Raw genomic sequence first — 23,731 nt, 5'->3', positions numbered from 1 at the left:
CACACTGCAAAATGCAGAGTGTAGTGCGTATTTCATTCTGCCAGCAGCATCCGTTCTTGCGCAGAACAACGCGCTATCTGCGTGAAAAACTGGCCCACATCCGGCCAAGTGTCTCACTCAGCGGCGGTTCACGCCCGCGCCCCAGAGAGCATCCCACCCCGCCGCTTGGTCGCCTGGTGTACGCCACAGCTCGGCAACATCGCGCGCCGCAAATAACTGCCCAAACGTGGTTGGAATAAAGCTTACGCGCCGCAAGCGCCGGCTGGGCAGCGGCGTGGGCAAATCCTGCAGCGGGCCAAGCGCAAAGCGATAGTAGCGCTCGGCGGCGCGTGGATGTGCGGCTTCGTCGGGCAGCAGCGCCGCGCGCGTGGCGATCGTGACGGCCCGCACCGCTGCGTAGACGCGCACCGCCCAGCGATCGGCCCCGCAGGCGGCGGTTGGGTAAAACGCCAGGTATTCGGCGTGCAGGGCGCGTGGGGCGCGCGCCAGCGGAATGCGATACCAGCCTTCCTCGCGAACAGCCTGCCAGTCGCGCAAACGCATCACCACCACCAGCAGAACGCGGGCACCGGGCGAGCGTTCGTCGTGCTCAATAGCATCTTCCATCACTGCACAAGCCCCGCCATCTCGGGCGCAATACGCTCTAGATCGGCGCGCAGCCGCACGAGCGCCAGATCTGCGCCTTTTGCTTCCAGCATCAAGTCGAAGCCGGGCAGACCGTGCGCAGCGCGTACAAACTCGGCAAACTCAATTGGGTTGATGAAATCGGCGTGCTGCCCGAGCTGCGGCGCCAGCACCTGCTGAGGTGCGCCACGCCGCGCCGGCAGCACATGTGCCTCGGTGCGCTGCGAGCTAAAATGCGCTTTGGGCCGCACGCCTGCCGGCCAGGTAGCCAGCGCCAGCGCCAGCCCCGCGCCGAGCGGGATGCGCGCCGGATTGTTGAGCTGGTGGTGCAGCGCGTCGAAGACGATTGGCACGCCCGTCGCCTCGTGCAGCCAGAGCAGGTCGGGCAAGCTCCACGCGTCGTCGTCGGGCTCGATGGCGATGCGCCCGCGCGCCAGGGCCGGCAACGCGGCAAAGCGCGCCGCCCAGCGCCCGAGCGTGGCCGCCCGCTCGGCGTGCGCGCCGCCGATGTGCATCACCATGATGCTGGATGGCCCGCAGCCCAACGCTGCCAGCAAGCGCGCCCGCGCCACAATCGCGGCGGCGCTGCGCGCAGCCAGCGCTTCGTCGGGGCTGGCGAGCGCGAGCCAAAGCGGCAGGTGCATTGTCAGGCGGATGCTGTGCGCCTGCGCCAGCGCGCCGGTTTCGGCCAGCAGATCGGCACACGCATCGATCTGCTGTTCCATAGCTGGCCCGCGCGCGCCATCCGCGTAGGGCGCCAGATCGTCGGCCAGGCGATACAGCCGAATATGCTGCGCAGCCAGGTAGAGCAGCACTTCGCGCACCAGCAGCAGGCTGACGCTCAGGTGCGGCGCGTGCTCGGCACGACGGCCGTCGCGTGCCCGCAGCCCGCCATTCCCCAGAATTTTTACAGCCACGCCAAGTGTGATCATCTTTTTTACACGTTTTCGGATACCATCCCGAGTATACCACGCTCGGTGCCGCCGCGCAAGGCGTGTTGCGCAGGGTCGTCTTCAGCGTATAATAGCGGGAGAATCGACAAAGGAGTTTGTATGGCGACGATTGTTCCGCCGGTGCGGGTGCGATTTGCCCCGAGCCCAACCGGCTTTCTCCACATTGGTGGTGTGCGCACCGCCCTGTTCAACTGGCTGTTTGCGCGCCACTATGGCGGGCAGTTTCTGCTGCGCGTCGAGGATACCGATGAGAAGCGCTTTGTGCCAGGCGCGGCCGACGACATGATGGCCTCGCTGCGCTGGGTTGGTATCGATTGGGACGAAGGGCCCGATATTGGTGGCCCGCACGCGCCGTATGTCCAGTCTGAGCGCAAGGACCTGGGTATCTACCAGCGCTATGCCGACGACCTGGTAGCAAGCGGGCACGCCTATAAGTGTTTTGTGACGCCCGAGCAGGAAGAGCAGATGCGCGCCGACTGGGCCGCACGCGGCGAGCGCCCCGAGCGCTTTCGCTTTCGCGGGCCAGAGCGCGACTGGCCAGCCGAGCAGAGCGCCGCCGCCGAGGCGCAGGGCCTGCCCTTCACGATCCGCCTGAAGGTGCCGCTCGATGGCACCACCAGCTTCACCGACCTTGTGCGCGGTGGCGACGGCATCACCGTCAATAATGCCGACCTGTACGATCTGGTGCTGCTGAAAACGACCAAGATGCCAACCTATCATCTGGCGCATCTGGTCGATGATCACCTGATGGGCATTACGCATGTGATTCGCGGCGAAGAGTGGGTGCCAAGCGCACCCTACCACGTGATGATCTACCAGGCGCTGGGCTGGGATATGCCGACCTTTGCGCATGTGCCAAACATTCTGCGCCAGGATGGGCGCGGCAAGCTTTCCAAGCGCAAGGACGATGTGGCGACCAACCGCTTCTGGGAGCGCGGCTACCTGCCCAAGGCCATGTTCAACTACCTGGCGCTGCAAGGCTGGAGCTTCGACGACCATACTGAGATTATGTCGCGCGACGAGATTGTCGAGCGCTTTACAATCGAGCGGGTGCAGGCTTCACCAGCGCGCTGGAACCCCGACAAGCTCAAAGACATGAATGGCCTGTACATCCGCAAGCTCAGCGCTGGCGAGGTAGCCGAGCGGATTGCGCCATTCCTGAGCGCGGCCGGCCTGATCGCCGACCCGCCCAGCGCCGATGAGCGCGCCTATGTCGAACGCCTGGTGCCGCTGGTTCACGAGCGGCTGGAAGAGCTGGGCGAGGCACCCGAGCTGCTGGAGTTCTTTTTCCGCGATATCGAAGCGCCGCAGACGGCCCAGCTTGTGCAGAAGAAGATGGACGCGCCGGGCACGCTGGCTGCGCTGGCCGCCGCCCACCGCGAGCTGGCCGCGCTCGACCCGTGGAGCGAGGGCCAGCTTGAAGAAACCTTGCGCGCCCTGGCCGAAACGTTGGGTCTGAAAGTTGGCCAGCTGTTTGGCACGCTGCGCGTGGCCGTCACTGGCCGCAGCGTTGCGCCGCCCTTGTTCGCCACCCTGGCGGCGCTGGGGAAGGAGCGCGCGCTGGCGCGGATTGCCGCTGCCGAGGCGGCCATGCAAGGCTAGCCTGGTGCGCTTTCAGCGCAGGGTTTAGGCGATGGGGAATATGGTTTCGTGATTACGATGCGGAAATCAGAGAAGAGTTTCCGCATCGCTTTCTTGATACTGCACATTATAGCGATTTGCAGAGCAACTGAACACTCATACGCTGGCGAGAACGCATTGTAGGGCTGAAAATGCAACTGCATACTGCCGACTGCAAACTGTTATAGGACACATCGCGCCCTGTGTGGCTCAATATTTGTACCCAGCCCAGGCTATGGCGCAGCCGCCTCGGCGCGGTCGAGCATCTGATCTTCCCACGAAGCCGCGTCGTCCAGCGGCTCCAGGTGTGTAAACACGGTGACATTTGCGGACAGGCCGCGCAGCTTACCTTCAATCTCTTCGCACAAAGCATGGCCGCGCTGGATGCTCCACTCGCCCGGCACCAGTACGTGGAGCGACACAAAACGCCGCTGCCCGGCCATGCGCGTGCGAATCGCATGAAACGCAATGCCCTGCTCGCGATAGGGTGCCAGCACCTCGGCAATGCCCTCCTGGTCGGTGGCGGGCCATGCTGCGTCGAGCAGGCCATTGCCGGTGTCGCGCAGCAGCCGCCAGCCCGCCCAGACGATATTCAGCGCCACCGCAATTGCGATCAGCGAGTCGAGCACAAGCCAGTTTGTCAGGCTGACCAGAATCACGCCCACCACCACGCCCGCCGAGGTCCATACGTCTGTCAGCAAATGGTGGGCGTCGGCACGCAGCGAAATCGAGTTGAGCTGGCGACCGGCGCGCAGCAGCACCAGCGCCACCCCGCCATTCAGCGCCGCCGCAAGCACCGACACCAGCACGCCAATCCAGATATTTTCGAGTGGCTGCGGGTCGAACAGGCGCTGCACCGCCGTGTAGCCAATGCCGATTGCGGCGATCAGGATCATCACGCTTTCCGCGCCGCTGGAAAAATACTCGGCCTTGGAGTGGCCATAGGCGTGCTCATCGTCGGGCGGGCGGCTGGCCACCGTAAGCGCCCAGATCGCAACCACTGCCGCCGCCATATTCACGACCGACTCGAGTGCGTCGGAAAGCAGGCCAACCGAGTCGGTCAGCCAGTAGGCCACCAGCTTGAGCGCAATCGTTGCGACGGCCGCGCCCAGCGAAAGAAAGGCATAGTTGCGGGCTTGCATTGCGCCCGCGTGTGCGTGTGTCATAGCGTACCCATCACCAAAACCGTCACTCAGCACAGTGTACCCGATGGCGGGCTTTGTGCAAGTTACAGGCCAGCCAGCTACGGTGGCATTCGCGCATCCCGATGCGGCGCTGGCGCGTAGTGTTAGCGCCGAAAGCAGGATAGCGAAGCCACTGAGAGCGATAATACCCCTGGATTTGATAACAAGTTCGGGTAAACACTTCCATTTTGTCATTCTGGATAGAGCAACAGCAAACAAAAGTATCTCCGCCTCATAACACCGACAGATGCTTCGCTCAGCATGACAATTCATCTAGCTACCCGACAGTTTCAAGAGAGAGGTGATGGTACAGGTTCACCGACGATATCACGAGCGGCAGTTGATCGACATCGCCCTTCTGAGTACAGTGGTGGTGAACACAATCCACCCTGTCCAAGGAGGAACCAGATGTCGATCAACCGTGTGTATCATACAAGCTTGCAGCAGTTGCAGCAATTGCATCCTCATCAGCGCATTACCCGTCTCCGCACCCTAGCCGCCCTGATGGCCGGTATTCTGCTCGCCAAGTCGGTTCACCTCGCCCACATCGCGCTTCGTATTCCCGGCAAGGCCACCGAACGCAGTATCGTGCGTCGGCTCGAACGACTGCTCGACAATCCTGCCCTGCGTGTTCGTCCGCTGTATGAGCCGTTTGCTCGTGCCTGGCTGCTTGCCCAAGCGCGCTCCACTGCTCAGGTCCGTCTGATTATCGATGCCAGCAAGGTCAGCTTCTCGCATCGGCTCGTGATGGTCGCTGTGGCGTTTCGACGCCGCGCCATTCCGATCGCCTGGACTTGGCAGCCGGGCGCGAAAGGTCACTGCTCGGCGCGTGTGCAACTGGCCCTGCTCAGCGTTGTCCGCCAGTTGATGCCGCTCGATGTCCGTGTGACACTGGTCGGTGATAGCGAGTTCGAAGCCTGCGAGGTGCAGGAGCAACTGCAGGCGTGGGGCTGGAGCTACGTGCTGCGCCAGAAACCGAACAATCAGGTGCAAGCGGCCGAAACGCCGGAGTGGCAGGCATTTGGCCAGCAGGTGGAGCAGGCTGGGCAGCATCTCTGGCTGGAAGGCGCGCGGCTGACACGCACACACAAGCGGCAGGTCAATCTGCTGGCAGAGTGGGCAGCCGGCGAAAAGGAAGCGTGGTTGCTGGCGAGCAATCTGCCGACGCGGCGAGCGGTGTTGCAGGCGTATCGGCGCCGGATGTGGATCGAAGAGCTGTTTGGCGATTTAAAGGGGCAGGGCTTTGATCTGGAACGCTCACATCTGCGGCACTTCGCGCGACTGTCGCGGCTGACGCTGGCGGTGGTGCTGGTCTACGACTGGCTGATGACAAGCGGGGCACGGGTGGTCAAGCGTGGGCTGCGCAGTCAGGTTGACCGTCACGACCGGCGCGACCTGAGCATTTTCCAGATCGGTTTTCGCTGGATCTACCGATGCCTGAAGAACGCGCGGCCGTTTGTGATGCAATTCACTCCTATCAGCAGACAAACTGTCGGGTAGCTAGACAATTCATAAGTGTTTAATAGTATTTGGTATGATAGCCCTACTCAGTGGCCTCTGTGTGCTCTGTGGCTCAAACATTTTGCTCTTGCTATAGCTGAAGTGAGCGAGTATGCAATTCACAGTGGCGCAGCGCGCCTTTCTCGATGAAGTGCAGTATGCGGTGCTCGGCACGCTCAATGCCGATGGCAGCATTCAGCAGACGGTGTTGTGGTACCTGCGCGAAGGCGACGATTTGCTGCTGAGCACGGGTGCGAACAGCGTGAAAGCGCGCAACATGCGCCGCAACCCACAGATCACGCTCACGGCCATGGGCGGCGCGCGCTACCTGAGCATTGTTGGCCGCGCCACAATTGAGCCGCCCGACGCGGCGCTGCGCCTGCGCATGGCCGTGCGCTACGTCGGTGCCGAGCGCGCAGCTGAGTGGGTTGCGCGCCGCCCGCACGCACCCCGCGTGATTGTGCGCATCCAGCCATTGCGCGCCTATGGACAGGGTGTTTGAATGAATCGCGAGCACACAGAAGCCGTTCCAATCGCTTGAAACGGCTTCTGATACTATGCAGTATCTGGCCTATGAGCCGCCGATGCTGCCGCCACTGCGATAGTTCGGGTCGTCGTACTTACGGCCCGACGGAGCGGTATCGCCCACGTTGCGCTGCACCGGCGGCGGCGCGGTCTCAACCCCGCCAATGCTGCCGCTGCTGCTGTAGTCGGGGTCGTCGTAGGTCGGGCGCTCAACTGGGCCGGTGCCCGGGCCACGCCGGTACGTTGGCGTCCCACCATACTGGCTGCGGTTGCGCGAAATGAAGTAGGCGGCCACCAGCACAATAACGATAATGATCAACAGAGTTGTGGTATCCATCTCGAAGTCCTCCTCAGTTCATGCGGCCCACGCGGGCGCGCTTATTGAACGGTAAAGTTCGCCTGCTGCGAAGGGTTACCATCAACGAAAATCTGCACAGTATAGTTGCCGGGGTCGATCGCCTGGCGGGTCGACTGCAGGTGGAATTCGACGTAACGATTCTCGTACACCTGGTTGGCCTTCACCGCCTCGCTATCCTCGAACGGCTTGCCATCGCGCGACCAGCGGGCAAACATGCTTGTGCCGGCCTCGATGCGCTGCGCCTGCACCACCGCGTAGATCACGGGCTGCTCGGCGCTGAAGTTCGTCGTCGGGCTGACTGGTGCGTTCGTCTGCGGGTCGATCTGCTCGGCCGTGACGATCTCGCCCAGGGTCGCACCCGGCGCGGTTGCTCCGGTGCCGCTGCCACCACTCGTGTCGGTGGTGCCGGTGGTCTGGTTGAACAGACTACAGCCGCTCAACACCAGCGCAGTCAGCAGCAACAGCACAGCAGCGCGGGAAACAATCACCAAACGTGTCATAGCTGTGTCCTCACTCCTCCATGGGCTTGCAGTGCCTCCAACACCGCGAGCACCCCAATTCCTGCTCTTCCTTTTAGCACACAGCGTGCCAGAGCAAAGGAGCGCGTCCTAATGCGCCCGGGCGCACTCGGTACCTGCACCGGGGCGCGTTGCCGCCCGGCCTGCTAGACTGCTTGGGACAATCAGCAGCGCGCACAAAACACGGCCCGGTTGATAGCCCGGGCGCGCCAATGGCGTCAGTATCCCTCAGAAACTGTCTGAAAAGGGTGGCGGTCAGCACAGAGAATAGTGTACATTTGGGGTATGAAAACACAAACATACCCTACCGATCTGGCGAACCGCCACTGGGATTGTATCAAAGATCTGGTTCCTGCCGCCAAAGCGGGTGGTCGACCACGCAGCCTGGATATGCGCCAGGTCATCAATGCCATCCTGTATATTCTGGTCACTGGCGCTCAATGGCGCATGCTGCCCAAAGACTATCCCAACTGGAAAAGCGTTTACCATTACTTCCGTATTTGGCGCGATGACGGCACCTGGCAGCGCATCCACGACACCTTGCGGGCAGAAGTCCGGCGCCGCGCGGGTCATCACAAACATCCGACCGCAGGCTGTCTGGACAGCCAAAGTGTCAAAACGAGCAGTGTCGGTGGCGAGCGCGGCTTTGACAACGGCAAGCTGGTCAAGGGGCGCAAACGTCACCTGCTGGTTGATACCTTGGGCTTGGTACTGGCAGTGGTGGTGACCGCTGCATCAGTTTCTGATGCGAAAGGCGCGCGTAAACTGTTCAAGAGAATGGGTGGAGCGTGCAAGAAACTCCGGCGGATCTGGGTCGATGGCACGTATCGCGGCAAGCTGCTGAATTGGGTGAGCGAGCATTGCTCCTTCGTACTTGAGCCAGTGCTGCGTTCTTCAGAACAGAAAGGCTTTGTGCTGCTCAAGCGGTGCTGGGTGGTCGAGCGAACATTCGCCTGGTTGACCCAATGTCGGCGATTAGGCAAAGACTATGAGCGACTGCCCGCCAGTAGCGAAGCGATGATCTACATTGCGATGATACGGCTGATGATTCGCCGCTTGGCCTCCTGATGCTTTTCCGACAGTTTCTCAAGGCTTTTGAATATCCTGGTGTCGTGGCAGCTAACGTAAATGGGTGCTTGATATTGCAGCAGGGGGATAGAGTGGAAGAAATGGGCCACAGAGCGCACAAAATCCACTGCGTAAAGACTCAGTGGATTTTGTGCGCTCTGTGGCCGGCATTTGCGTAGCCGCATTATTGCTCGGGGCGCCTGCCCAGCGTCGCAACAAGCTGCACTTCTTCCTTTTCGCGCATCACGGTCAGCGTGATCGGCTGGCCGACCTCGCCCTGCTCTTCCAGCAAGCCGACCAGTTCATCGCCACTGCGCACGGGCGTGCCGTTGAACGACGTCACAATATCGCCGCCATACACCACCGGCGCGCCGCCATAGTCGCCCGTCTGCGTGCCGGCGCGCAAACCCGCCGCCGCGGCCGGGCTGCTGGCCTGCACACTGGTGATCAGCACGCCCTGCTGGGTGGGCAGGTCGAAGCGTTTCGCCAGCAGCGGGTCGACATCGAGCATGCCAATGCCCAGCCAGGGGTGCTGGTAGCGGCCATCGCGAATGAGTACCGGCACCACACGCCCCACCGCATTGGCCGGCACGGCGTAGCCAATACCCTCAAACACGCCGCTGGCGCTGCGAATGGCCGTATTCACGCCAATCACCTCGCCACGAATATTCAGCAGCGGCCCGCCCGAGTTGCCAGGGTTGATTGCGGCATCGGTCTGGATGATGTTGGTGATCGCAAAGCGCCCGCCCTGGCTGCTGGCCGGGCCGCGCAGGCTGCGCCCCAGCCCGCTGATCACGCCAACCGTGAGTGTATTCCGTTCGCCAAAAGGGTTGCCAATTGCAATCGCGGTTTGCCCAACCTCAACGCTTTTCGAGTCGGCCAGCACCAGCGGCGCAACGCCTGCGGGCAATGTATCGACCTTTAGCACCGCCAGATCGGCCCCCGGGTCGGCGCCCACCAGCCGCGCCGGCACAATCGAGCCGTCGGCAAAGCGCACCTGAAACGCGGTGCCGCCCTCGATCACATGATTATTCGTGATGATATGGCCCTGATCGTCGAACAAAAAGCCCGATCCCTGCGCAAACGGGATCTCCTGATCGGGCGCGGGCGCGCCTTCGGCGGGCGGGTGGCGGCCAGCTGTGTCGATGCTGACCACGGCCGGGTTGACGCGCCGGTAAAGCTCGACCAGCACGTCCTGCTGCTGCTCCAGCACGCCAAGCTGCGCGGGCGCAAGCGTCGGCACGGGCGCGACGCTCGGCAGCGGCACGGCAGTTGTGGCGGGCGTGGGCGGTATTGTGGGCGCGGGCGCGCTCGACGCGCGCTCAACCGTTGGGCGCGACGCGGGCGGCGCAGGTTGAGCGGTGCTTGCGCCCAGGCCGGGCAGCGGCAGAGAATCGAGCGTGCAGCCAGCGAGCGCAAGGCTCAGGGCGGCTACCGCGCCGGCACGTATAAATTTCACGGTGTTATTTCCCCAGCAGCTGGCGAATCGCCTGCTCGCTGTTTGGGTAGGCAAAGGTGTAGCCTAATTCCTGCGCTTTTTTTGGCAATACGCGCTGGCCGGTCGTGATCATGTCGGCCATTTCGCCCAGCAGGATGTGCATGGCGAAGCCCGGCACCGGCAACCACGACGGCCGGCCCATCACGCGGCCAATGGTTCGCGCAATCGCCGCGTTGCTCTGCGGGTCGGGCGCGGTGGCGTTGAGCGGGCCGCGCGCGCGATCATCTTCCAGCGCCTTGATCAGCAGGCCAACCGTATCGTCCTCGTGAATCCACGAAAGATATTGCGTGCCCGGCAGCACCGGCCCGCCAGTGAAGAAGTGGAACGGCAGCACTAGCAAGGGCAGCGCGCCCGCTTCAGTGTCGAGCACCACGCCCGGCCGCTCAAGCGAGGCCTTCCCCAGATCGATTGGTAAACCTTTGCCGGGCGCGCTTAGCACCACGCCGCTGCGGAAGATCACGGTGCGCACGCCAAGCTGCTCGGCGCGGGCAGCCTCGCGCTCCCAGGCTTTGCACACCTGCGCAAGGAAATCGTTGCCAGCGGGCGCGCTTTCGTCGAGCGTTTCGGCGCCGTGCGGGCCATAAATACCCACCGCCGACATGCTCACAAACACTGCGGGCTTGCGCTGCGCGCTGGCAATTGCGTTCACAATCCCGCGCGTGCCGATCTCGCGGCTGGCCATAATTTCGCGCTTGTACTCGGCGCTCCAGCGCTTGCCAAACAGCGATGCGCCCGCCAGGTGGATGATACCGTGCGCGCCGTCGATTGCGCCCGCCCACGCGCCGTTTTCGGCCGGCGTCCAGGCGACATACTCGGCCGCGCCCGGTACGCTGCGGCGCGCCTTCTGCGGATCGCGCGAGAACACCACCACCTGGTAGCCCTGCTGGATTAGGCGGGCGCAGAGCTTGGCGCCAATCATGCCGGTCGCGCCCGTCACCACAATTCGCTTTGCTTCAGTCATGCCTGTGCACTCTCATTCATATCACGCATGCCCGGCCACACCGAGCAGAAGAACAAGCCCGCCGCCACGCCGGCCAGCGCGCCATTCAGCAGCAGCACGGCGTAGGGCGCGGCCGGCCACCAGCCAATTTCGGCCACCCACAGCCCAAACGGCAGCGCCGCCAGCAGGAAGCGCAGCGGCCAGGCCAGCGCGCAGAAACGCGCCCACCATGCTGCAAAGCCCTCCCAGCGCGGCACGCCACGCACCGCAAACCACGCCAGCCACAGGCCAATGGTTGCACCCCAGCAGCGCGCGCACACGCCCATTGGGAAGCCCAGCAGCATGTACGATTTCGCGGGCGTGGGGCAGATATAGCTGGCCAGCAGGTCGCGCGCCAGCGCGCCTGTATCGGCCACGAATGGCAGGCGCGTGGCTTGAAACAGCGGCGCGATGATCGGGCCGAGGAACAGAATCGCCAGGAATGTCTGATAGGGCCAGATCGGCCAGCGGCGCCTCGCTGGCTGGCGCGACGTATGAACCACAAGATCGCTCATAGCTGCCCCCGGCGCTCGGCACGCAGGCGCTGGCGCACGCGCCATAGTGTCAGCAGCTTTTCGGGCAGTGGCACAAAGGCTCGGCGGGTGAACACATCAAATTCATTTGCTTCGATCTTGCCTAAAATCCCGCGATAAATTCCAGCGGCGGCGGCGATCGCCAGCTGACCATCCTGCTGGAGCATCGCAATGCCCGGCCAGGCCTGATCGTAGAGCTGGTGGGCGCGCGCCATCTCAAAGCGCATCAGGTCGCGGAACGCGGCATCGCGCCGACCATTCAGGATGTCGTCGTCGCTCAGGCCGAAGCGTGCCAGATCTTCCTGCGGCAGGTAGACCCGCCCGCGCTCGGCGTCTTCGCCCACGTCGCGCAGAATGTTGGTGAGCTGCAAGGCCACACCAAGCTTGATCGCGTAGCGTGCCGCGCCTTCGCGATAGCCAATAATGTGCATGGAAATCAGGCCCACCACCGACGCCACGCGGTAGCAATACAGCCACAGGTCGTCGAAGGTTGCATAGCGGTTGGCCGTCAGGTCCATCGCAATGCCGGCCAGCAGTTCGTCGGGCAGGTAGGGCGGGATGGCGTAGCGCGCCACGGTGTCGTTCCAGGCCAGCAGCACGGCGTTGTCGGCCGGGGCGCTGGGCGCGTGTACCTGCCCAACCCAGGTTGCCAGCGCCTGCGTCGCGTCGCTCTCGCACTGGTCGACAATATCGTCGCTGGTGCGGCAGAATGCGTACAGCGCGCGAATCGCGCTGCGTTTGTCGGCGGGCAGCAGCTGGCTGCTCAGGAAAAAACTCCGCGAGTGCCGGCGGGTAATTTCGACACACGCCTGATAAGCCGCCGGCAGCGTGACAGCGTGCCGGGGCGGCAAGGGTTCGCCGGGAGGCGATTCTTCATGTTCTGCCAGGTGCCGTAAGGCTGCTAACAGCGCCGAAGCTTCGCTTGGATGCACCTCGCGCTCGCCTGGGGTGAGTGGAGTCCACCCATGGGAATGACTAAGCGACACTCACGCCTCCTTCCTTACGCGATAGTCGCGCCATGTGATGCCACCACGATCTTGGTTGGTAGCGAAGCTCTTCGCTGATTATACGCGAGATCGTGAGATCGCGGATGTGAAGCGCGCGTGCGCAGGCAAAAAAAAGCGCGCGTGCGCAGGCACAAAAAAGCGCGCCAGCGAGTGCCCAGGCGCGCAAAGGGGAAGCGGGAGCACGTTCATTCGTTTGGCAGGCGCGCCATCAGCTCGCCCACCGAGTCGACCAGTTCGCGCGCGTCGCGGCCCAGAAATGTGCCGGGAACCATCTGGCCCAGCTCGGGGTTGATATTAAACACGCGCCCGCCAAAGCCAAACAAAACGTCGGGGGCAGCCTCGCGCAGCGCCCGCGCCACCGCAATCAATTCGCTGGCCGATTCCATCGTTGATGCCGAAAGGCACACCAGGCGCGGCTGAATCTTTTTCACAGTTTCGATCAGGTCGGGCACGGGCACCTGCGGGCCGAGATACACCACATTCCAGCCGCGCCGCACCAGAAACAGCGACAGCATCATGACGCCCAGATCGTGCAGTTCGCCGGGCGCGCAGCCCACCACAATCGTCGAGCGGTGGCTGGTGCCTTCGAAGACATTCATCAGGCTGGAAAGTTTGCGCCGCACAAACTGGGTGGCAAAATGCTCGGCAGCGACGTTGATCTCGCCACGGTGCCAGCGCTCGCCAACCTCGATCATAGCCGGCTGGATGAGATCGAGCAGCACCTGCTCAAATGGGTAGAGCGAAAATGCCTCACCGAGCAGGCGCTCAGCACGCTGCAGGTCGAACTCGGTCAGCGCCTGGGTGAGTTCGCCCACAAGCTGGTGAAAGGCGCGTGAGTCGGTGTTCAGGCCGGGGTCGGTGGCGCTCGTATCGAGCGTATCGGTCAGCAGCATGACGGCGTGGCTGATGTTCACGCCTTCGTCGGTACGGTCGCGCAGCCAGCGAATGATTGCAATATCCTGCTCGGAGTAGAGACGGTGGCCGCCGGGGGTGCGCTGCGGGCGCGGCACGCCATAGCGCCGCTCCCAGGCGCGAAACGTATCAGCTGGCACGCCAGTTTCTCGCGCAACCGCTTTTGTGTTGAAGACCGGCGAGGTCGATAGCTGCGTAAACGCAGGGGGTTGCGCCATAGTCATCATGCCTTCATAGTAGCCGTATTAGCTTCGCAGTGTAACATGGCGCACACAGCATGTCAATCAATTGCACAGCAGCACGAGCTGGCCTCTTCGCCTTGGCTGGTACACGTATTCGGTCAGGTCAGAAGGCATTTGAGCGAGCTAGAACGATATCGGTACTATGGCAAAGCGCCCCAAAAAAACAGATGCCGCGCCAGAAAAGCTGTGCGCGGCACCTCAAATAAACATGAAGCGACAGGTTTACAGCGGAGAATGCAACTGCCTTCTGCATCCTGCCAACTGCAAACTACCATAGTATCACAGCAGGCGCGCGGCGGCGATGCTGCGAATCGGCGGCAGGCCGGCTTTCACTTCCTGCCAGCTTCGGCCACGATCACTTGTCATCTGCAGTGCGCCAGATGCGCCGCCCGCAAACGCCACATCGACATGGTAGCTCGCTGGCATGATCACATCGATTGCGCCATCGGGCAGGGTTTGCAGCCAGCTTGCGCCCATGTCGTCGCTGCGGGCAATGCCGCCGCTGGCCAGTGCCAGCAGCAGCGCGCCCGCCTTGCCGGGAAGCGCCGCCAGCGCGCCTCGCGCGGCAGACGCGCCGGTTTGCGCCGCCCAGTCGCCATCGGCGGCGGCGCAGGCATAGACCGCATCGCCAACAACGGCGCGCAGCTCGCCGGGGTGCTGCGGCAGCAGGGCTACGCTGGCTGGCTCACCGGGCAACGCTGCGCCATAGGGCGACCACGCGCCGGCCGCGTCGCGCACGAACACCTGCGCGCCGCCCACAGTTGCTGCAGCCTCACCAGCAACGACAAGTGGGCCAGCCGCGCCATGGAGTGCTTGCTGCTGCCAGCTCGCCCCGCGATCCGGGCTTTCGTGCACACTGTCTTCGGCGCGGATGAAAAGCGGGCCATGCGCAGCGCCGGCAATCGCCAGCGCCGGCCAGGCAAACAGCGCCTGCCAGCTTTGCCCACCATCCTCGCTGCGCTGCACCCCCTGCCCAGCAACAGCAGCCAGCACCAGCAGCGGGTTTTCGGGCGCGGCCCACACGGCAGTCACCGCAGCGCCGCGAAACGGCTGGCCGATCCGCAGCCAGCGGCCAATCTCGTTCGGGTTGCTAAACAGCACCAGCCCATCCTCGGTGCCGACAAACAACAGTCCAGCCTTTGCCATCAGCGCCTCCTTCAGCCCGCGCGCGCGGCTGTGCCTTCGTGCAACGCGCCAAAGCGCGCAAAGAAATCGGGAAACGTTTTTGCAACCGCAGTGGCGTGCGCGATTTCCACGCCTGGAATGATCAGGCCGGCCACCGCAAAACCCATGGCCATGCGGTGGTCGTGGTAGGAGTCGATCGTCGCGCCCTGCCCCCAGCCCGGCTCGATCCGCAAGCCATCGGGATATTCTTCCACCGCCACGCCCAGCTTGCGCAGCTCGGCCGTCATGGCGGCGATGCGGTCGGTTTCGTGGTGGCGAATCAGGCCGACGTTGCGAATAACCGTTGGGCCGTTGGCGAAGGGCGCGAGCGCCGCCAGCGTGATCGCCATGTCGGGCACGCGACTCATGTCGATGTCGATGCCGCGCAGCCGCTGCGGGCCAAGTACCTCAACCCAGTCGGGGCCGCTTTGCACGGTGCAGCCCATCTGCTCCAGCACGTCGAGAAAGGCGATATCGCCCTGCAAGGCCGCGCGCGTCAGTCCATCCACGCGCACGCGCCCACCTGTTGCAGCGGCGGCGGCAAAGAAGTACGAGGCATTTGACGCATCCGGCTCGATCTGGTAATCGCGCGCCTGGTAGCGCTGGCCGGCTGGCACGCGAAAACGCTCGTAGCCGTCGCAGATCACATGCGCGCCAAATGTCGCCATCATCGACGTTGTTATGTCGATATACGGCGTCGCGGCGAGCGGCGTGGTCATGATCAGCTCGACATCCTGCGCAGCGTAAGGCGCGACCATCAGCAGCGCGGAAAGAAACTGGCTGGTTTTGTCGCCCGCCAGGCCAGCGGTGCCGCCGCGCAAGCCGCTCGCCTCCATACGCACCGGCAGACCACCATGCGCGCCCAGGCTATGGCTGTATGCGCCAAGCGTGTTCAGCGTTTCCAGCAGGTCGGCCATGGGGCGCTGGCGCATGCGGGCGTTGCCATCAATGGTGTAGTGGCCCTGCCCAAGCGCGGCGTAGGACAGCAGGAAGCGCGCAGCCGTGCCCGCCAGCTCGACCCACAGCTCGGCCTCGGCGGCCGGCGGGCCACCCGCCACGCCATGCACGCGCACCTGCTCGCGCGCCTGGTCGATTTCAACCGCAATGCCCAGGCGCTGCAAGCCATCCAGAAACCAGTGGCTGTCGTCGCTGAACAGCACGCCCGACAACGTCGAAACACCCTCGGCCAGCGCGGCCAGCAGCAATGCGCGATTGGTAATGCTTTTCGAGCCGGGCACGCGCACGGTCGCGTCAATCGGGCCGCGCGCCGGGGTGATGGCAACCGTATTCATTTCGCGTTTCTTTCAGCACAGGGCGGCGCGGCTATTCTGCCTGCGCCGCGTGAAACATCACCAGCCCATATTGCTCCTGCGAGCGCACAAGCAAGCCATGGGCGCGCAGCCGCGCCGCCAGCTCGCCCGCCGTCCAGAATGCGATCCCGCCCGTGCCCAGCGCGGCCTGCAGCGCCCGCCCCGGCGACGATTCGGCCCGCGCCAGGGTCATGGCGACAAAGCGCCCGCCGGGCGTGAGCGTGCGGCGCGCCTCGGCCAGGCAGCCGTTCACGTCGCCGATTTCATTCAGCGAGCCGCCAATTGCCACGCCAGCGGCCTGCCCGCTCGCAATCGGCAGCGCCTGAGCCTCGGCGCGCACAAAGCTAATGCGCAGGCCGGCGTTGCGCGCATACTGGCGCGCCTGCTCCAGCATCGGCAGCGAGTGATCGAATGCCGCGACATGACCGGGTGCGCCGCGCATGGTGCGCGCCAGCGCCCGCGCATACAAGCCATTCGAGCACGCGACATCGAGGTACAGGCCGCCACGCGCCGGCTGCATCAGGTTGGCAATCAGGGGAAGCTCGCGGCGGTATGGGAAGGGCTGCCGGCTGAGCAGCGTCAGCGCGAATGGCCGCCAGCCGCGCTCGTACACCCAGGCGGTCAGTGGCCATTCATTTGTGGTTTGGGCGGGGGTTGGCGGGCGCGGCGTGCCCAGAAAATCGGCGATTCCAGCGCGGATGGGGTAGCGTGCGCCGCAGGCAGGGCACGCAAGCTGGCCGGTAATAATTTCGCCCGATGCGTCGCGCGTTTCGCCGCCGAGGTTCAAGGAAGTGTGGCAGAGGGGGCACGCGCAAAAAGGCAACAGTTCGCTATACACAACTATCCATTACAAATCGCCGCCGTGCAGCACTTCGGCGCGCACCTGCTCGGGTTGCAGCTTGCCACTGCGAATCAGCTCCAGAAATACATCCAGCAGATCAGGATCGAACTGGGTGCCGCGCCCGGCAACCAAGCGCCGCATCGCTTCTTCATCACCGAGCGACGCGCGATAGGGGCGGTCGGTCGTCATTGCGTCGTAGGCATCCACTATCGTAATAATTCGCGCGCCAATCGGGATCTCGTAGCCCTTCAGGCCGCGCGGGTAGCCACTGCCATCCCAGTATTCGTGGTGCCCGCTGATGATTGGGGCAACCTCACGCGCAAAGCGCATCTGCGAAATAATCTGCGCGCCGATTTCGGGATGGCGGCGCATCTGGGTAATTTCTTCGGGCGTGAGTGGGCCGGGCTTGCGAATAATTGCTTCATCTACGCCGATCTTGCCAATGTCGTGCAGCACGCCGCCGTAGCGCACCGCCCGCACTTCCTCGGGCCCCAGCCCATAGGCCATTGCCAGCTGCTCGGAGTAGGTGCGCAGGCGGCGCAAATGCCCTTCGGTATAGGCATCCTTGGCCTCCACCGCCGCCGCAAGCATGAAAATTACGCCTTCGGTATGCTTGAGCTGGTCGGTCAGGCGTTTCAGGCGCAGCTGCGAGCGCAAGCGCGCACGAAGGATGCTTTGCTCGAATGGCTTGGTCAGAAAATCATCTGCGCCGGCTTCGATGCCGCGTGTGCGATGCTCGCGATCGTCGAGGCCCGTCAGCATGGTGATCGGGATCAGCGCCGTCTTCTCGTCTTCTTTCAGCCGCTGGCAGACGGTAAAACCATCAACTTCGGGCATTGTGACATCGAGCAGAATCAGGTCGGGCCATACTTCCGTGACGCGTTCAAGCGCCTCGCGGCCGTTCGACGCCGTCACAACCTCGTAGCCCTCGCGCGAAAGAAAGCGCGTCAAGACGTCAATAATCGACGGCTCGTCATCAACGACGAGGATCTTTGCAAGCATATGGGAGCCTCCTAAGCGTGACCGCGTGCGTGGGATGGATGCTACAAGGTCGGTTCATCAACGTGGAAGCTTTTGAGTGGCGGGATGCTTGGGCACTCAAGGCAGCATCAGGTAGTATAGCATAAGACAGTAGACGAACGGTTGCGTTGCACGATGCCGAAATGACTTCTTCTCGGAAGCAGCGAGTTGCTGAGGGATTCGTAGCACCGAGATGATACTACTATCTTCCGACAAAAACAACCCCTTATAACGCACAAAACTGCGTCAGCTGCGTTGCGCCGGCAATGCGGGGCGGCGCAATGGCGTGGGTACCCTGGCGGCACAGGGTGTGTTGGGGCGCTTAGCTGGCGGCGAGGTGAAGTTGCGGGACCGGCAAATCCACGCCATTGGCGGCCACAAAATGATCCATGTCGACGATCAGCGCATGCAGATCGAGCCCGCGCATCACAGGTGGCAGCGCAGCGAGCTTGGGGCGGCTTTTTTCCCAGTTGCGGTGCAGCCCGCGCGGGTTGCCGCGCTGCCAGTGAACCAGCGCGGCGGCGGCTTGAATGATGCCTTTGTAGAAACCAGCATCTGGCTCGGCGGCGCGCAGCCAGCAGGCTTCCCACTGCTCGTGGGCGTGCCAGAACTCGCCAGCGTTGAACAGGCGAATTCCTTCGCGGTACTCTTCTTCCATGTCAGTAGCGCTGCACGCCGGGATCGATACGCTGCGACCACTCGTCGATGCCGCCAACCATATTAGCTACGCGCGTAAGGCCACGCCGCGCCGCCAGAAAGCTGGCCACCTGTGCGCTGCGCCCGCCGTGGTGGCAGAAAATCACCAGCTCGGTATCGTCGGTCAGGTCGCCAATCCAGTCGTTGGCGCGGCTCATGGGCAGCAGCTCGGCACCTTCGATATGCGCAACTGTGTGCTCGCCCGGCTCGCGCACGTCGATCAGGCGGAATGACTCGCCGCTGTCGATTTTGGCTTTGACCTGATCGACCGTCAGGTTCTGAAATGTTGCCATGGTTATGTTTCACCTTTATTCAGAGGCAGGGCATTACGCATCGCGAATACTGCAAGGCCGTATCAGCAAACAAAAGAGCTACCCGGAATATTCCAGATAGCTCTTGATGACCAATGATGGAGTGGCCTAGCCGTGGCCGCAGTGGCCGCAGCCGCCGCCCGCGTAGCCTTCGTCGTAGCCTTCGTATTCTTCTTCAGACTGGCCGTCTTTGGCGCGGAACGAGTGCCCGCAGCCGCAGCTCGAAACAGCGTTCGGGTTGTCGATCTTGAACGCGCCAGCCAGCATATTATCCTGCTGGTAATCGATCGATGCGCCGCGAAGGTAGTTTGCGCTGATCGGGTCAACAATCAGCTTCAGACCGAACGCATCCCAGGTGGCATCGCCATCGCGCGTTTCATCATCGAACGTCATGCCATACTGCAAGCCCGAGCAGCCGCCGCCCGACACAAAGACGCGCAGGCCATAGCCCTCAAGCTGCTTCTCGCCCATCATGGCCTGCAAGCGGTTGGCGGCGGTGGAGCTGATCGACAGCAGCGGGGCTGGCATCAGCACGCTGTTCACACCGATGAGATCCTGTTCAATGACTGCCATATTCCCTCCTCAGCGGGGTTCGTGTTGTTCGTAACCGCGCCAAGTATACCAGACTTTCAAAAGAATTGCTAGTGATTTCTTTCGAAAGTCGATACTGCCTCATTACTGTGGAAGAAAAGTTCTTTTATACAACGGCAAGCTTCCAGGAAGCTCAAGCCGGTTTTACTTCAATCTGATAACCTGCTTAGCTTCCTGGAAGCTGAGTGCAAGAAAATTTAGTTTCCAGAGTACTCATGCAACGTGAAGGATGAGCGTAAAAGTGCTGCCCGAGCCGGCTTCGCTGTGCAGCTCGATCGTGCCGCCCAGCAGCACGGCCATTCGCTGCGAAAGGCTCAGGCCCAGCCCGGTGCCGGGGCGCATGCGCACAGCCGCCGAATCAACGCGCCCGAAATCGCTGAAGAGCACAACCTGATCTTCGGGCGCAATGCCAATGCCTGTGTCGCGCACGGCAAAGCATATTGTTGCCCTTGCGCCAGCGCCGGCTTCCCTGGGCTGCACAGCAACGGCCACTTCACCTGTGTCGGTGAACTTGATTGCATTGCCGATCAGATTGATCAGAATTTGCCGGAGCATGCGCCGATCGGATTGCATATGCAGTGGCGCGGCCGGCACTGCCAAGCTCAGCATAATGCCTTTTTCAGACGCAAGCGGGCGCAGGCTGTCGCTTATTTCCTTGAGCAGATCCTGGCAGACAATTGGCTCGGCATGCATTTCGAGCTTGCCGCTCTCGATGCGCGATAAGTCGAGCAGATCGTTGATCAGCGCAAGCTGATACTGAGCATTCCGCTGAACGGTGAGCAATTGCTGCTCTTGATCGGCGTTAAGCGGGCCGGGCAGTTTCATGAGTAGCGTGCCGGTGAAGCCAATAATGGCGTTGAGCGGCGTGCGCAGCTCGTGCGATATGGCGGCCAGAAACGCCGTTTTGGCCTGGTTGGCGCGCTCGGCGTCGGCGCGGGCCAGCTGAAGGCGCGCCATCAGGCGGGTGCGCGCATAGGCCAGCGAGATATGGCCGGCAATCGCGCTCATCAATTCAATGTCTTCTGCGGCAAAATCAGGGCCATCGGGCCGATTGATAGCCGTCAGCGTGCCGAATATTTCGTTGAGGTAGGGAAGTGGCACGACGGCAACCGAGCCGCTTGCGCTGGCGCTGCGGCGGCGCTGGGCATCGGGGCTTTCGCGCGGGTCGGGCGCGCCTTTGGGCGAAATCGCGGGCTGCTGCTCGCGCACAACCCAGCCCGACAGGCCGCGCATGTATTCCCCGAAGCTCATGTTCGGGTCGATCTGCGCTTTGCCCGGCCCAGCGTTCAGACAATACTGAATATTTTCTTCACGCCAGTTAAAAATAACCACCTGGATTTGGTCAGCCTGAAGCGCAATGCAGGCCCGCTCAAGCGCGCGCTCAAGCGAAATTACGAGATTATCGGACGCGATGGTGTCGCTGGTGATCGCATACAGTGCCTGTGCGCGCTTGAGCGCAGTTTGCAGCTCGGCGGTGCGCGTTGCGACGCGCTGCTCGAGATCCTGGGCGTGGCGGGCAACCTGGCCGCGCAGCCGCACTTGCTGAAGCGCGACCGAAAGCTGCGCGGCGACTTCGCGCGCGATCTCGACATGCTCGGGCAGGAAGGCTTCGGGCGCGCTGCCACCCATGTTCAGCAAGCCGATCAGCTGGCCGTCGGCCATAATAGGCACTTGTAAAAAGCTGCGCACCTGGGTGGTGACATTCATTTGCAGCAACACCGGTATGTCGGGCAGATCTGCCACATCGCCGACCATGTAGGTGTGGCCAAGTAAAAGCGTTTCGAGCGCGGCCCCAAACACAAATAAGGGAAGCGGCACGTGCGGCGCCTGCAAAACGCCATGATCGAACAGCGCAAGAACGCTGCTGGTTTCTGTAGCAAGATCGACCAGCAGCACGCCAACCCGAATCGTGGGGACGAGGTGCCCGATATGAGTCGCGGCCGCCTGGGCAATCGCCGACAGCGGGCGCTCGGCAAGAATAGCCTGGTCGATCGCGCGCAAATGGTGCAGGCGGTTAGCCGCGCGCTGCACGGCGTGTTCGGCCTGCTTGCGCATGCTAATGTCAGATGTAACGATTACGACTTTCCAATCGGGGAAATCGACCGGCACCGCATTCACGTTGGTCCAGGTGACACTGCCATCTTCTTTCACAACCCCAGTCTCAACATTCGAGACTGGCCGATGCTCGCGGTAGGCACGCACGCTGGCGAAGTGCTCGTGCAGCAGCGGTTCGCCAGCGGCGTTGATGTAGCTGTTGTTGGGCATGCCACCCCGTTGCAGCATGCTATCTGAAAGGCCCAAAATACGCTTCATTGCCGGGTTGGCGTATAAAATTGCCCGTTGGGCGTCGAGGATTGATATGCCAACTGGTAGCAAATCGAGCAGGGTGCTGAGCTTGCGCTCGCGTTCGCGGGTTTCGGCTTCGGCGCGCGTGCGCTCGGCAAGCTCGGTCTGCACCTGTTCGAGCAGGCGGGCATTCGCCAGGGCCAGCGCGGCGCGATCGGCCAGATCTTGCGTCAGGGCCAGATCTTCGCTATCGAACGCTGGCATGTCTTTGCCGGCGCGCAGAAATGCCAGCGTGCCAAGCACCGTGCCATGCGCGCTCAGCACGGCCACCAGCATAGTGTGGATGTGATAGGTCCTGCCAAACGCGCTCAGATCGGGACGGAATGTGTTGGCAAGCGCGTGTTCGCTGATCGCCGGGATGAAGATGGGCTGGCCAGTTCGCACCGCCAGCGCGGGCGGGGATGCGTCGCCAATATGCATGGGCGCTGCCATGGGGCTGTTCCGAACTGCCGCCAAAAAGCATGGGTCGGCGTGATCAAGGCTGGCAAGCTCAAGCTGCTGGCCATCGGGCGAAAGCAGCCGCACAATACACAGCGCCTGCGACTGCGCGGCAGCAGTGCGCGCGATCTGGTTTAGCAAGGCCTGGGGGTCGTTGCTGGCTTCGGCAAATGCGCGCGAGGCATTGGCCAGCACGCGCAGGCGTTCGGCGGCGCGCAGCAGGGCGCGGCTGGCCTGTTTGCGCGGGGTGATGTCGGTAAGCACGCCACGCCACAGGGTTGCGCCATCGGCCTCGCGCTGGGGGATGGCGTGGCTTTCGATCCACCGCTCGCCACTGGTGGGGTGCAGAACGCGAAATTCAGCATGCCACGGCTGCATCTCCCTGCGCGAATGCTCGATGCTCGCCAGGAGGTTTGCGCGGTCGTCGGGGTGCCAGCGGCTGATCGCGGGCGCGGCATCCCGGGCCAGCGCATCGGGGGGCACACCATAGATCTCGACGATGCGTGCGCTTGCATAGGGCATGCTGATCGCGCCTTCTGGCCCCAGGCGAAAGGCATACACGATCTCCCCGATATTGGCCAGGGTGGCGTGCAACAGCTGCCGCTGCTCGGCAACGACGGCTTGCGCGTGCTGAAGGCGTTCGCTGGCCTGCGCAAGCTCGCGCTGCAAGCGCGCATGCCGGATGACGCCAAGCACAGCGCGCCCAAGCTGGTGCTGCAGGTGCGGGCCTTTTTCCAGGTAGTCGTGTGCGCATGCCTGTGTGGCTTCGGCGGGCGGTTGTTCGTCGTCCGGTTCAATTAGCATCAGCAGAGCAACGGCGCCATCACTGTGCTCGCTGGCGAGGGCCGCCAGCAGCGCCGGGCCGGTGCCGCCGGGCAGGCGCGCATCGGCCACAATCGCGTCGGGCTGGTTGGCGCGGCAATGTTCCAGGGCTTCGGGCAGGCTTGCCGCCTCGGAGCAGGCGTAGCGCGCACCGGTTTCGCCCTCGAGCACGCGCCGCAACGCCAGCCGCTCGTGGGGCTGCCCGCCAGCAATCAGCACTGTATAGGATTGCGAGCTCATTCGCTTGCCTCGCCTTCAGGTTACGAAGATCGGCGCACGTCCGCCTGGCGGGCGCAATGTGTCAACAATACCGCTGCAGCAGCGGGCACAGCGAATCTTGCGCATACCAAGCGCGGGCGAAAAGCAGCGGCTTCTCGGCCACCTTCAGGTTTGTGCAATGATATGTGTGTACCCACAGCAGCAATGAACTGGGCGAGGCCGTGCTGGAAGCGATGAAAGCAGCAGCTCAGACGAGACCACCGAAGCGCTGCGGCGTTGCAGGCCAAAACAGGGCAATAACGCAGGCAGTCGCAGCAGAAGTACGTCTGGCAGCGCGCAGAATCTAACGTCACCGAACAACCAGCTCCCACAACCCACCCTGACGTTGCCCTGCTTCGGCGCGTGATTGAAGCGTAGTGGTTGGCGTGCTGAACAGAGCGATAGCAAAGCCT

At 63.0% G+C, this 23,731-nt stretch carries 22 protein-coding genes; 4 read left to right on the top strand and 18 right to left on the bottom strand.

The genetic code is table 11. The features are described from left to right. Positions 1 to 117: 117 nt before the first annotated feature. Together M1P90_RS03270 and M1P90_RS03265 are read right to left on the bottom strand one after the other, a co-directional pair. Positions 118 to 606, bottom strand: coding sequence for a hypothetical protein (locus M1P90_RS03270; protein WP_483701227.1), 489 nt, complete (start codon positions 604 to 606; stop codon positions 118 to 120). Beyond that, positions 606 to 1,556, bottom strand: a complete 951-nt coding sequence (locus tag M1P90_RS03265) for a UV damage endonuclease UvsE (protein ID WP_483701226.1) — start codon at positions 1,554 to 1,556, stop codon at positions 606 to 608. Before M1P90_RS03265 ends, M1P90_RS03270 begins: the two co-directional genes overlap by 1 nt. A gap of 120 nt (positions 1,557 to 1,676) precedes the next feature. On the opposite strand from M1P90_RS03265, the gene gltX reads away from it, so the two are divergent. Then, entirely contained in the window at positions 1,677 to 3,179 is a 1,503-nt protein-coding gene (gltX, locus tag M1P90_RS03260) for a glutamate--tRNA ligase (RefSeq protein ID WP_483701225.1), read from the top strand. 251 nt (positions 3,180 to 3,430) lie between these two features. Here gltX and M1P90_RS03255 read toward each other — a convergent pair whose 3' ends face one another. Continuing rightward, on the bottom strand, positions 3,431 to 4,363 hold the full coding sequence (locus M1P90_RS03255; protein WP_483701224.1) for a cation diffusion facilitator family transporter: 933 nt from the start codon (positions 4,361 to 4,363) through the stop codon (positions 3,431 to 3,433). 426 nt (positions 4,364 to 4,789) lie between these two features. On the opposite strand from M1P90_RS03255, the gene M1P90_RS03250 reads away from it, so the two are divergent. Continuing rightward, positions 4,790 to 5,881 carry an IS4 family transposase gene (locus M1P90_RS03250; protein WP_483699168.1) on the top strand — a complete coding sequence of 364 codons (1,092 nt, stop codon included), beginning with the start codon at positions 4,790 to 4,792 and terminating at the stop codon, positions 5,879 to 5,881. A gap of 112 nt (positions 5,882 to 5,993) precedes the next feature. Further along, positions 5,994 to 6,383 (top strand): PPOX class F420-dependent oxidoreductase, encoded by a 390-nt coding sequence (locus tag M1P90_RS03245; RefSeq protein ID WP_483701223.1) that lies wholly within the window; start codon positions 5,994 to 5,996, stop codon positions 6,381 to 6,383. Between the two features lie 69 nt (positions 6,384 to 6,452). Here M1P90_RS03245 and M1P90_RS03240 read toward each other — a convergent pair whose 3' ends face one another. Beyond that, positions 6,453 to 6,743: a hypothetical protein gene (locus tag M1P90_RS03240; RefSeq protein ID WP_483701222.1), complete on the bottom strand. Its 291-nt coding sequence runs from the start codon at positions 6,741 to 6,743 to the stop codon at positions 6,453 to 6,455. A gap of 41 nt (positions 6,744 to 6,784) precedes the next feature. After that, on the bottom strand, positions 6,785 to 7,264 hold the full coding sequence (locus M1P90_RS03235; protein WP_483701221.1) for a hypothetical protein: 480 nt from the start codon (positions 7,262 to 7,264) through the stop codon (positions 6,785 to 6,787). A gap of 303 nt (positions 7,265 to 7,567) precedes the next feature. Between M1P90_RS03235 and M1P90_RS03230 the strand changes: the two genes are divergently transcribed. Next, positions 7,568 to 8,350 (top strand): IS5 family transposase, encoded by a 783-nt coding sequence (locus tag M1P90_RS03230; RefSeq protein ID WP_483701220.1) that lies wholly within the window; start codon positions 7,568 to 7,570, stop codon positions 8,348 to 8,350. A gap of 184 nt (positions 8,351 to 8,534) precedes the next feature. Here the strand turns inward: M1P90_RS03230 and M1P90_RS03225 are convergent, their stop codons facing one another. The 13 genes from M1P90_RS03225 to M1P90_RS03165 form a co-directional block, all read right to left on the bottom strand. Next, on the bottom strand, positions 8,535 to 9,809 hold the full coding sequence (locus M1P90_RS03225) for a S1C family serine protease (RefSeq protein ID WP_483701219.1): 1,275 nt from the start codon (positions 9,807 to 9,809) through the stop codon (positions 8,535 to 8,537). A 4-nt stretch (positions 9,810 to 9,813) separates the two neighbouring features. Beyond that, positions 9,814 to 10,809, bottom strand: coding sequence for an epimerase (locus M1P90_RS03220; protein WP_483701218.1), 996 nt, complete (start codon positions 10,807 to 10,809; stop codon positions 9,814 to 9,816). Next, positions 10,806 to 11,342 (bottom strand): DUF2085 domain-containing protein, encoded by a 537-nt coding sequence (locus tag M1P90_RS03215; protein ID WP_483701217.1) that lies wholly within the window; start codon positions 11,340 to 11,342, stop codon positions 10,806 to 10,808. The genes M1P90_RS03220 and M1P90_RS03215 overlap by 4 nt, the downstream gene beginning before the upstream one ends. Further along, positions 11,339 to 12,211, bottom strand: coding sequence for a phytoene/squalene synthase family protein (locus M1P90_RS03210; protein ID WP_483701216.1), 873 nt, complete (start codon positions 12,209 to 12,211; stop codon positions 11,339 to 11,341). Before M1P90_RS03210 ends, M1P90_RS03215 begins: the two co-directional genes overlap by 4 nt. A gap of 341 nt (positions 12,212 to 12,552) precedes the next feature. Beyond that, positions 12,553 to 13,497, bottom strand: coding sequence for a MerR family transcriptional regulator (locus M1P90_RS03205; protein ID WP_483701215.1), 945 nt, complete (start codon positions 13,495 to 13,497; stop codon positions 12,553 to 12,555). A gap of 303 nt (positions 13,498 to 13,800) precedes the next feature. Further along, positions 13,801 to 14,667, bottom strand: coding sequence for a WD40/YVTN/BNR-like repeat-containing protein (locus tag M1P90_RS03200; protein ID WP_483701214.1), 867 nt, complete (start codon positions 14,665 to 14,667; stop codon positions 13,801 to 13,803). Between the two features lie 11 nt (positions 14,668 to 14,678). Then, positions 14,679 to 15,977: a 3-phosphoshikimate 1-carboxyvinyltransferase gene (gene aroA, locus M1P90_RS03195; RefSeq protein WP_483701213.1), complete on the bottom strand. Its 1,299-nt coding sequence runs from the start codon at positions 15,975 to 15,977 to the stop codon at positions 14,679 to 14,681. Between the two features lie 31 nt (positions 15,978 to 16,008). Beyond that, positions 16,009 to 16,833 (bottom strand): methyltransferase domain-containing protein, encoded by an 825-nt coding sequence (locus tag M1P90_RS03190; RefSeq protein WP_483701212.1) that lies wholly within the window; start codon positions 16,831 to 16,833, stop codon positions 16,009 to 16,011. 9 nt (positions 16,834 to 16,842) lie between these two features. Next, positions 16,843 to 17,838 (bottom strand): HD-GYP domain-containing protein, encoded by a 996-nt coding sequence (locus tag M1P90_RS03185; protein WP_483701211.1) that lies wholly within the window; start codon positions 17,836 to 17,838, stop codon positions 16,843 to 16,845. A 340-nt stretch (positions 17,839 to 18,178) separates the two neighbouring features. After that, positions 18,179 to 18,514, bottom strand: coding sequence for a DUF309 domain-containing protein (locus tag M1P90_RS03180; protein ID WP_483701210.1), 336 nt, complete (start codon positions 18,512 to 18,514; stop codon positions 18,179 to 18,181). Between the two features lies 1 nt (position 18,515). Further along, positions 18,516 to 18,845 carry a rhodanese-like domain-containing protein gene (locus tag M1P90_RS03175; protein WP_483701209.1) on the bottom strand — a complete coding sequence of 110 codons (330 nt, stop codon included), beginning with the start codon at positions 18,843 to 18,845 and terminating at the stop codon, positions 18,516 to 18,518. Positions 18,846 to 18,971: 126 nt separating this feature from the next. Beyond that, a complete protein-coding gene (locus M1P90_RS03170) occupies positions 18,972 to 19,436 on the bottom strand; it encodes a HesB/IscA family protein (protein ID WP_483701208.1) in 465 nt (154 codons plus the stop codon). Positions 19,437 to 19,667: 231 nt separating this feature from the next. Continuing rightward, positions 19,668 to 23,300 carry a GAF domain-containing protein gene (locus tag M1P90_RS03165; protein WP_483701207.1) on the bottom strand — a complete coding sequence of 1,211 codons (3,633 nt, stop codon included), beginning with the start codon at positions 23,298 to 23,300 and terminating at the stop codon, positions 19,668 to 19,670. Positions 23,301 to 23,731: the final 431 nt, after the last annotated feature.

The sequence above is a fragment of the Kouleothrix sp. 19917 genome (assembly GCF_057073505.1).
The sequence above is the reverse complement of the archived record's forward strand: the minus strand, read 5'-3'. Positions and strand labels throughout refer to the sequence as shown.

Coding starts and splice junctions, on each gene's coding strand:
- M1P90_RS03270 (WP_483701227.1), bottom strand. CDS start 606: ATGGAAGATGCTATTGAGCACGACGAACGCTCGCCCGGTGCCCGCGTT.
- M1P90_RS03265 (WP_483701226.1), bottom strand. CDS start 1,556: ATGATCACACTTGGCGTGGCTGTAAAAATTCTGGGGAATGGCGGGCTG.
- gltX (WP_483701225.1), top strand. CDS start 1,677: ATGGCGACGATTGTTCCGCCGGTGCGGGTGCGATTTGCCCCGAGCCCA.
- M1P90_RS03255 (WP_483701224.1), bottom strand. CDS start 4,363: ATGACACACGCACACGCGGGCGCAATGCAAGCCCGCAACTATGCCTTT.
- M1P90_RS03250 (WP_483699168.1), top strand. CDS start 4,790: ATGTCGATCAACCGTGTGTATCATACAAGCTTGCAGCAGTTGCAGCAA.
- M1P90_RS03245 (WP_483701223.1), top strand. CDS start 5,994: ATGCAATTCACAGTGGCGCAGCGCGCCTTTCTCGATGAAGTGCAGTAT.
- M1P90_RS03240 (WP_483701222.1), bottom strand. CDS start 6,743: ATGGATACCACAACTCTGTTGATCATTATCGTTATTGTGCTGGTGGCC.
- M1P90_RS03235 (WP_483701221.1), bottom strand. CDS start 7,264: ATGACACGTTTGGTGATTGTTTCCCGCGCTGCTGTGCTGTTGCTGCTG.
- M1P90_RS03230 (WP_483701220.1), top strand. CDS start 7,568: ATGAAAACACAAACATACCCTACCGATCTGGCGAACCGCCACTGGGAT.
- M1P90_RS03220 (WP_483701218.1), bottom strand. CDS start 10,809: ATGACTGAAGCAAAGCGAATTGTGGTGACGGGCGCGACCGGCATGATT.
- M1P90_RS03215 (WP_483701217.1), bottom strand. CDS start 11,342: ATGAGCGATCTTGTGGTTCATACGTCGCGCCAGCCAGCGAGGCGCCGC.
- M1P90_RS03205 (WP_483701215.1), bottom strand. CDS start 13,497: ATGGCGCAACCCCCTGCGTTTACGCAGCTATCGACCTCGCCGGTCTTC.
- M1P90_RS03200 (WP_483701214.1), bottom strand. CDS start 14,667: ATGGCAAAGGCTGGACTGTTGTTTGTCGGCACCGAGGATGGGCTGGTG.
- aroA (WP_483701213.1), bottom strand. CDS start 15,977: ATGAATACGGTTGCCATCACCCCGGCGCGCGGCCCGATTGACGCGACC.
- M1P90_RS03185 (WP_483701211.1), bottom strand. CDS start 17,838: ATGCTTGCAAAGATCCTCGTCGTTGATGACGAGCCGTCGATTATTGAC.
- M1P90_RS03180 (WP_483701210.1), bottom strand. CDS start 18,514: ATGGAAGAAGAGTACCGCGAAGGAATTCGCCTGTTCAACGCTGGCGAG.
- M1P90_RS03175 (WP_483701209.1), bottom strand. CDS start 18,845: ATGGCAACATTTCAGAACCTGACGGTCGATCAGGTCAAAGCCAAAATC.
- M1P90_RS03170 (WP_483701208.1), bottom strand. CDS start 19,436: ATGGCAGTCATTGAACAGGATCTCATCGGTGTGAACAGCGTGCTGATG.
- M1P90_RS03165 (WP_483701207.1), bottom strand. CDS start 23,300: ATGAGCTCGCAATCCTATACAGTGCTGATTGCTGGCGGGCAGCCCCAC.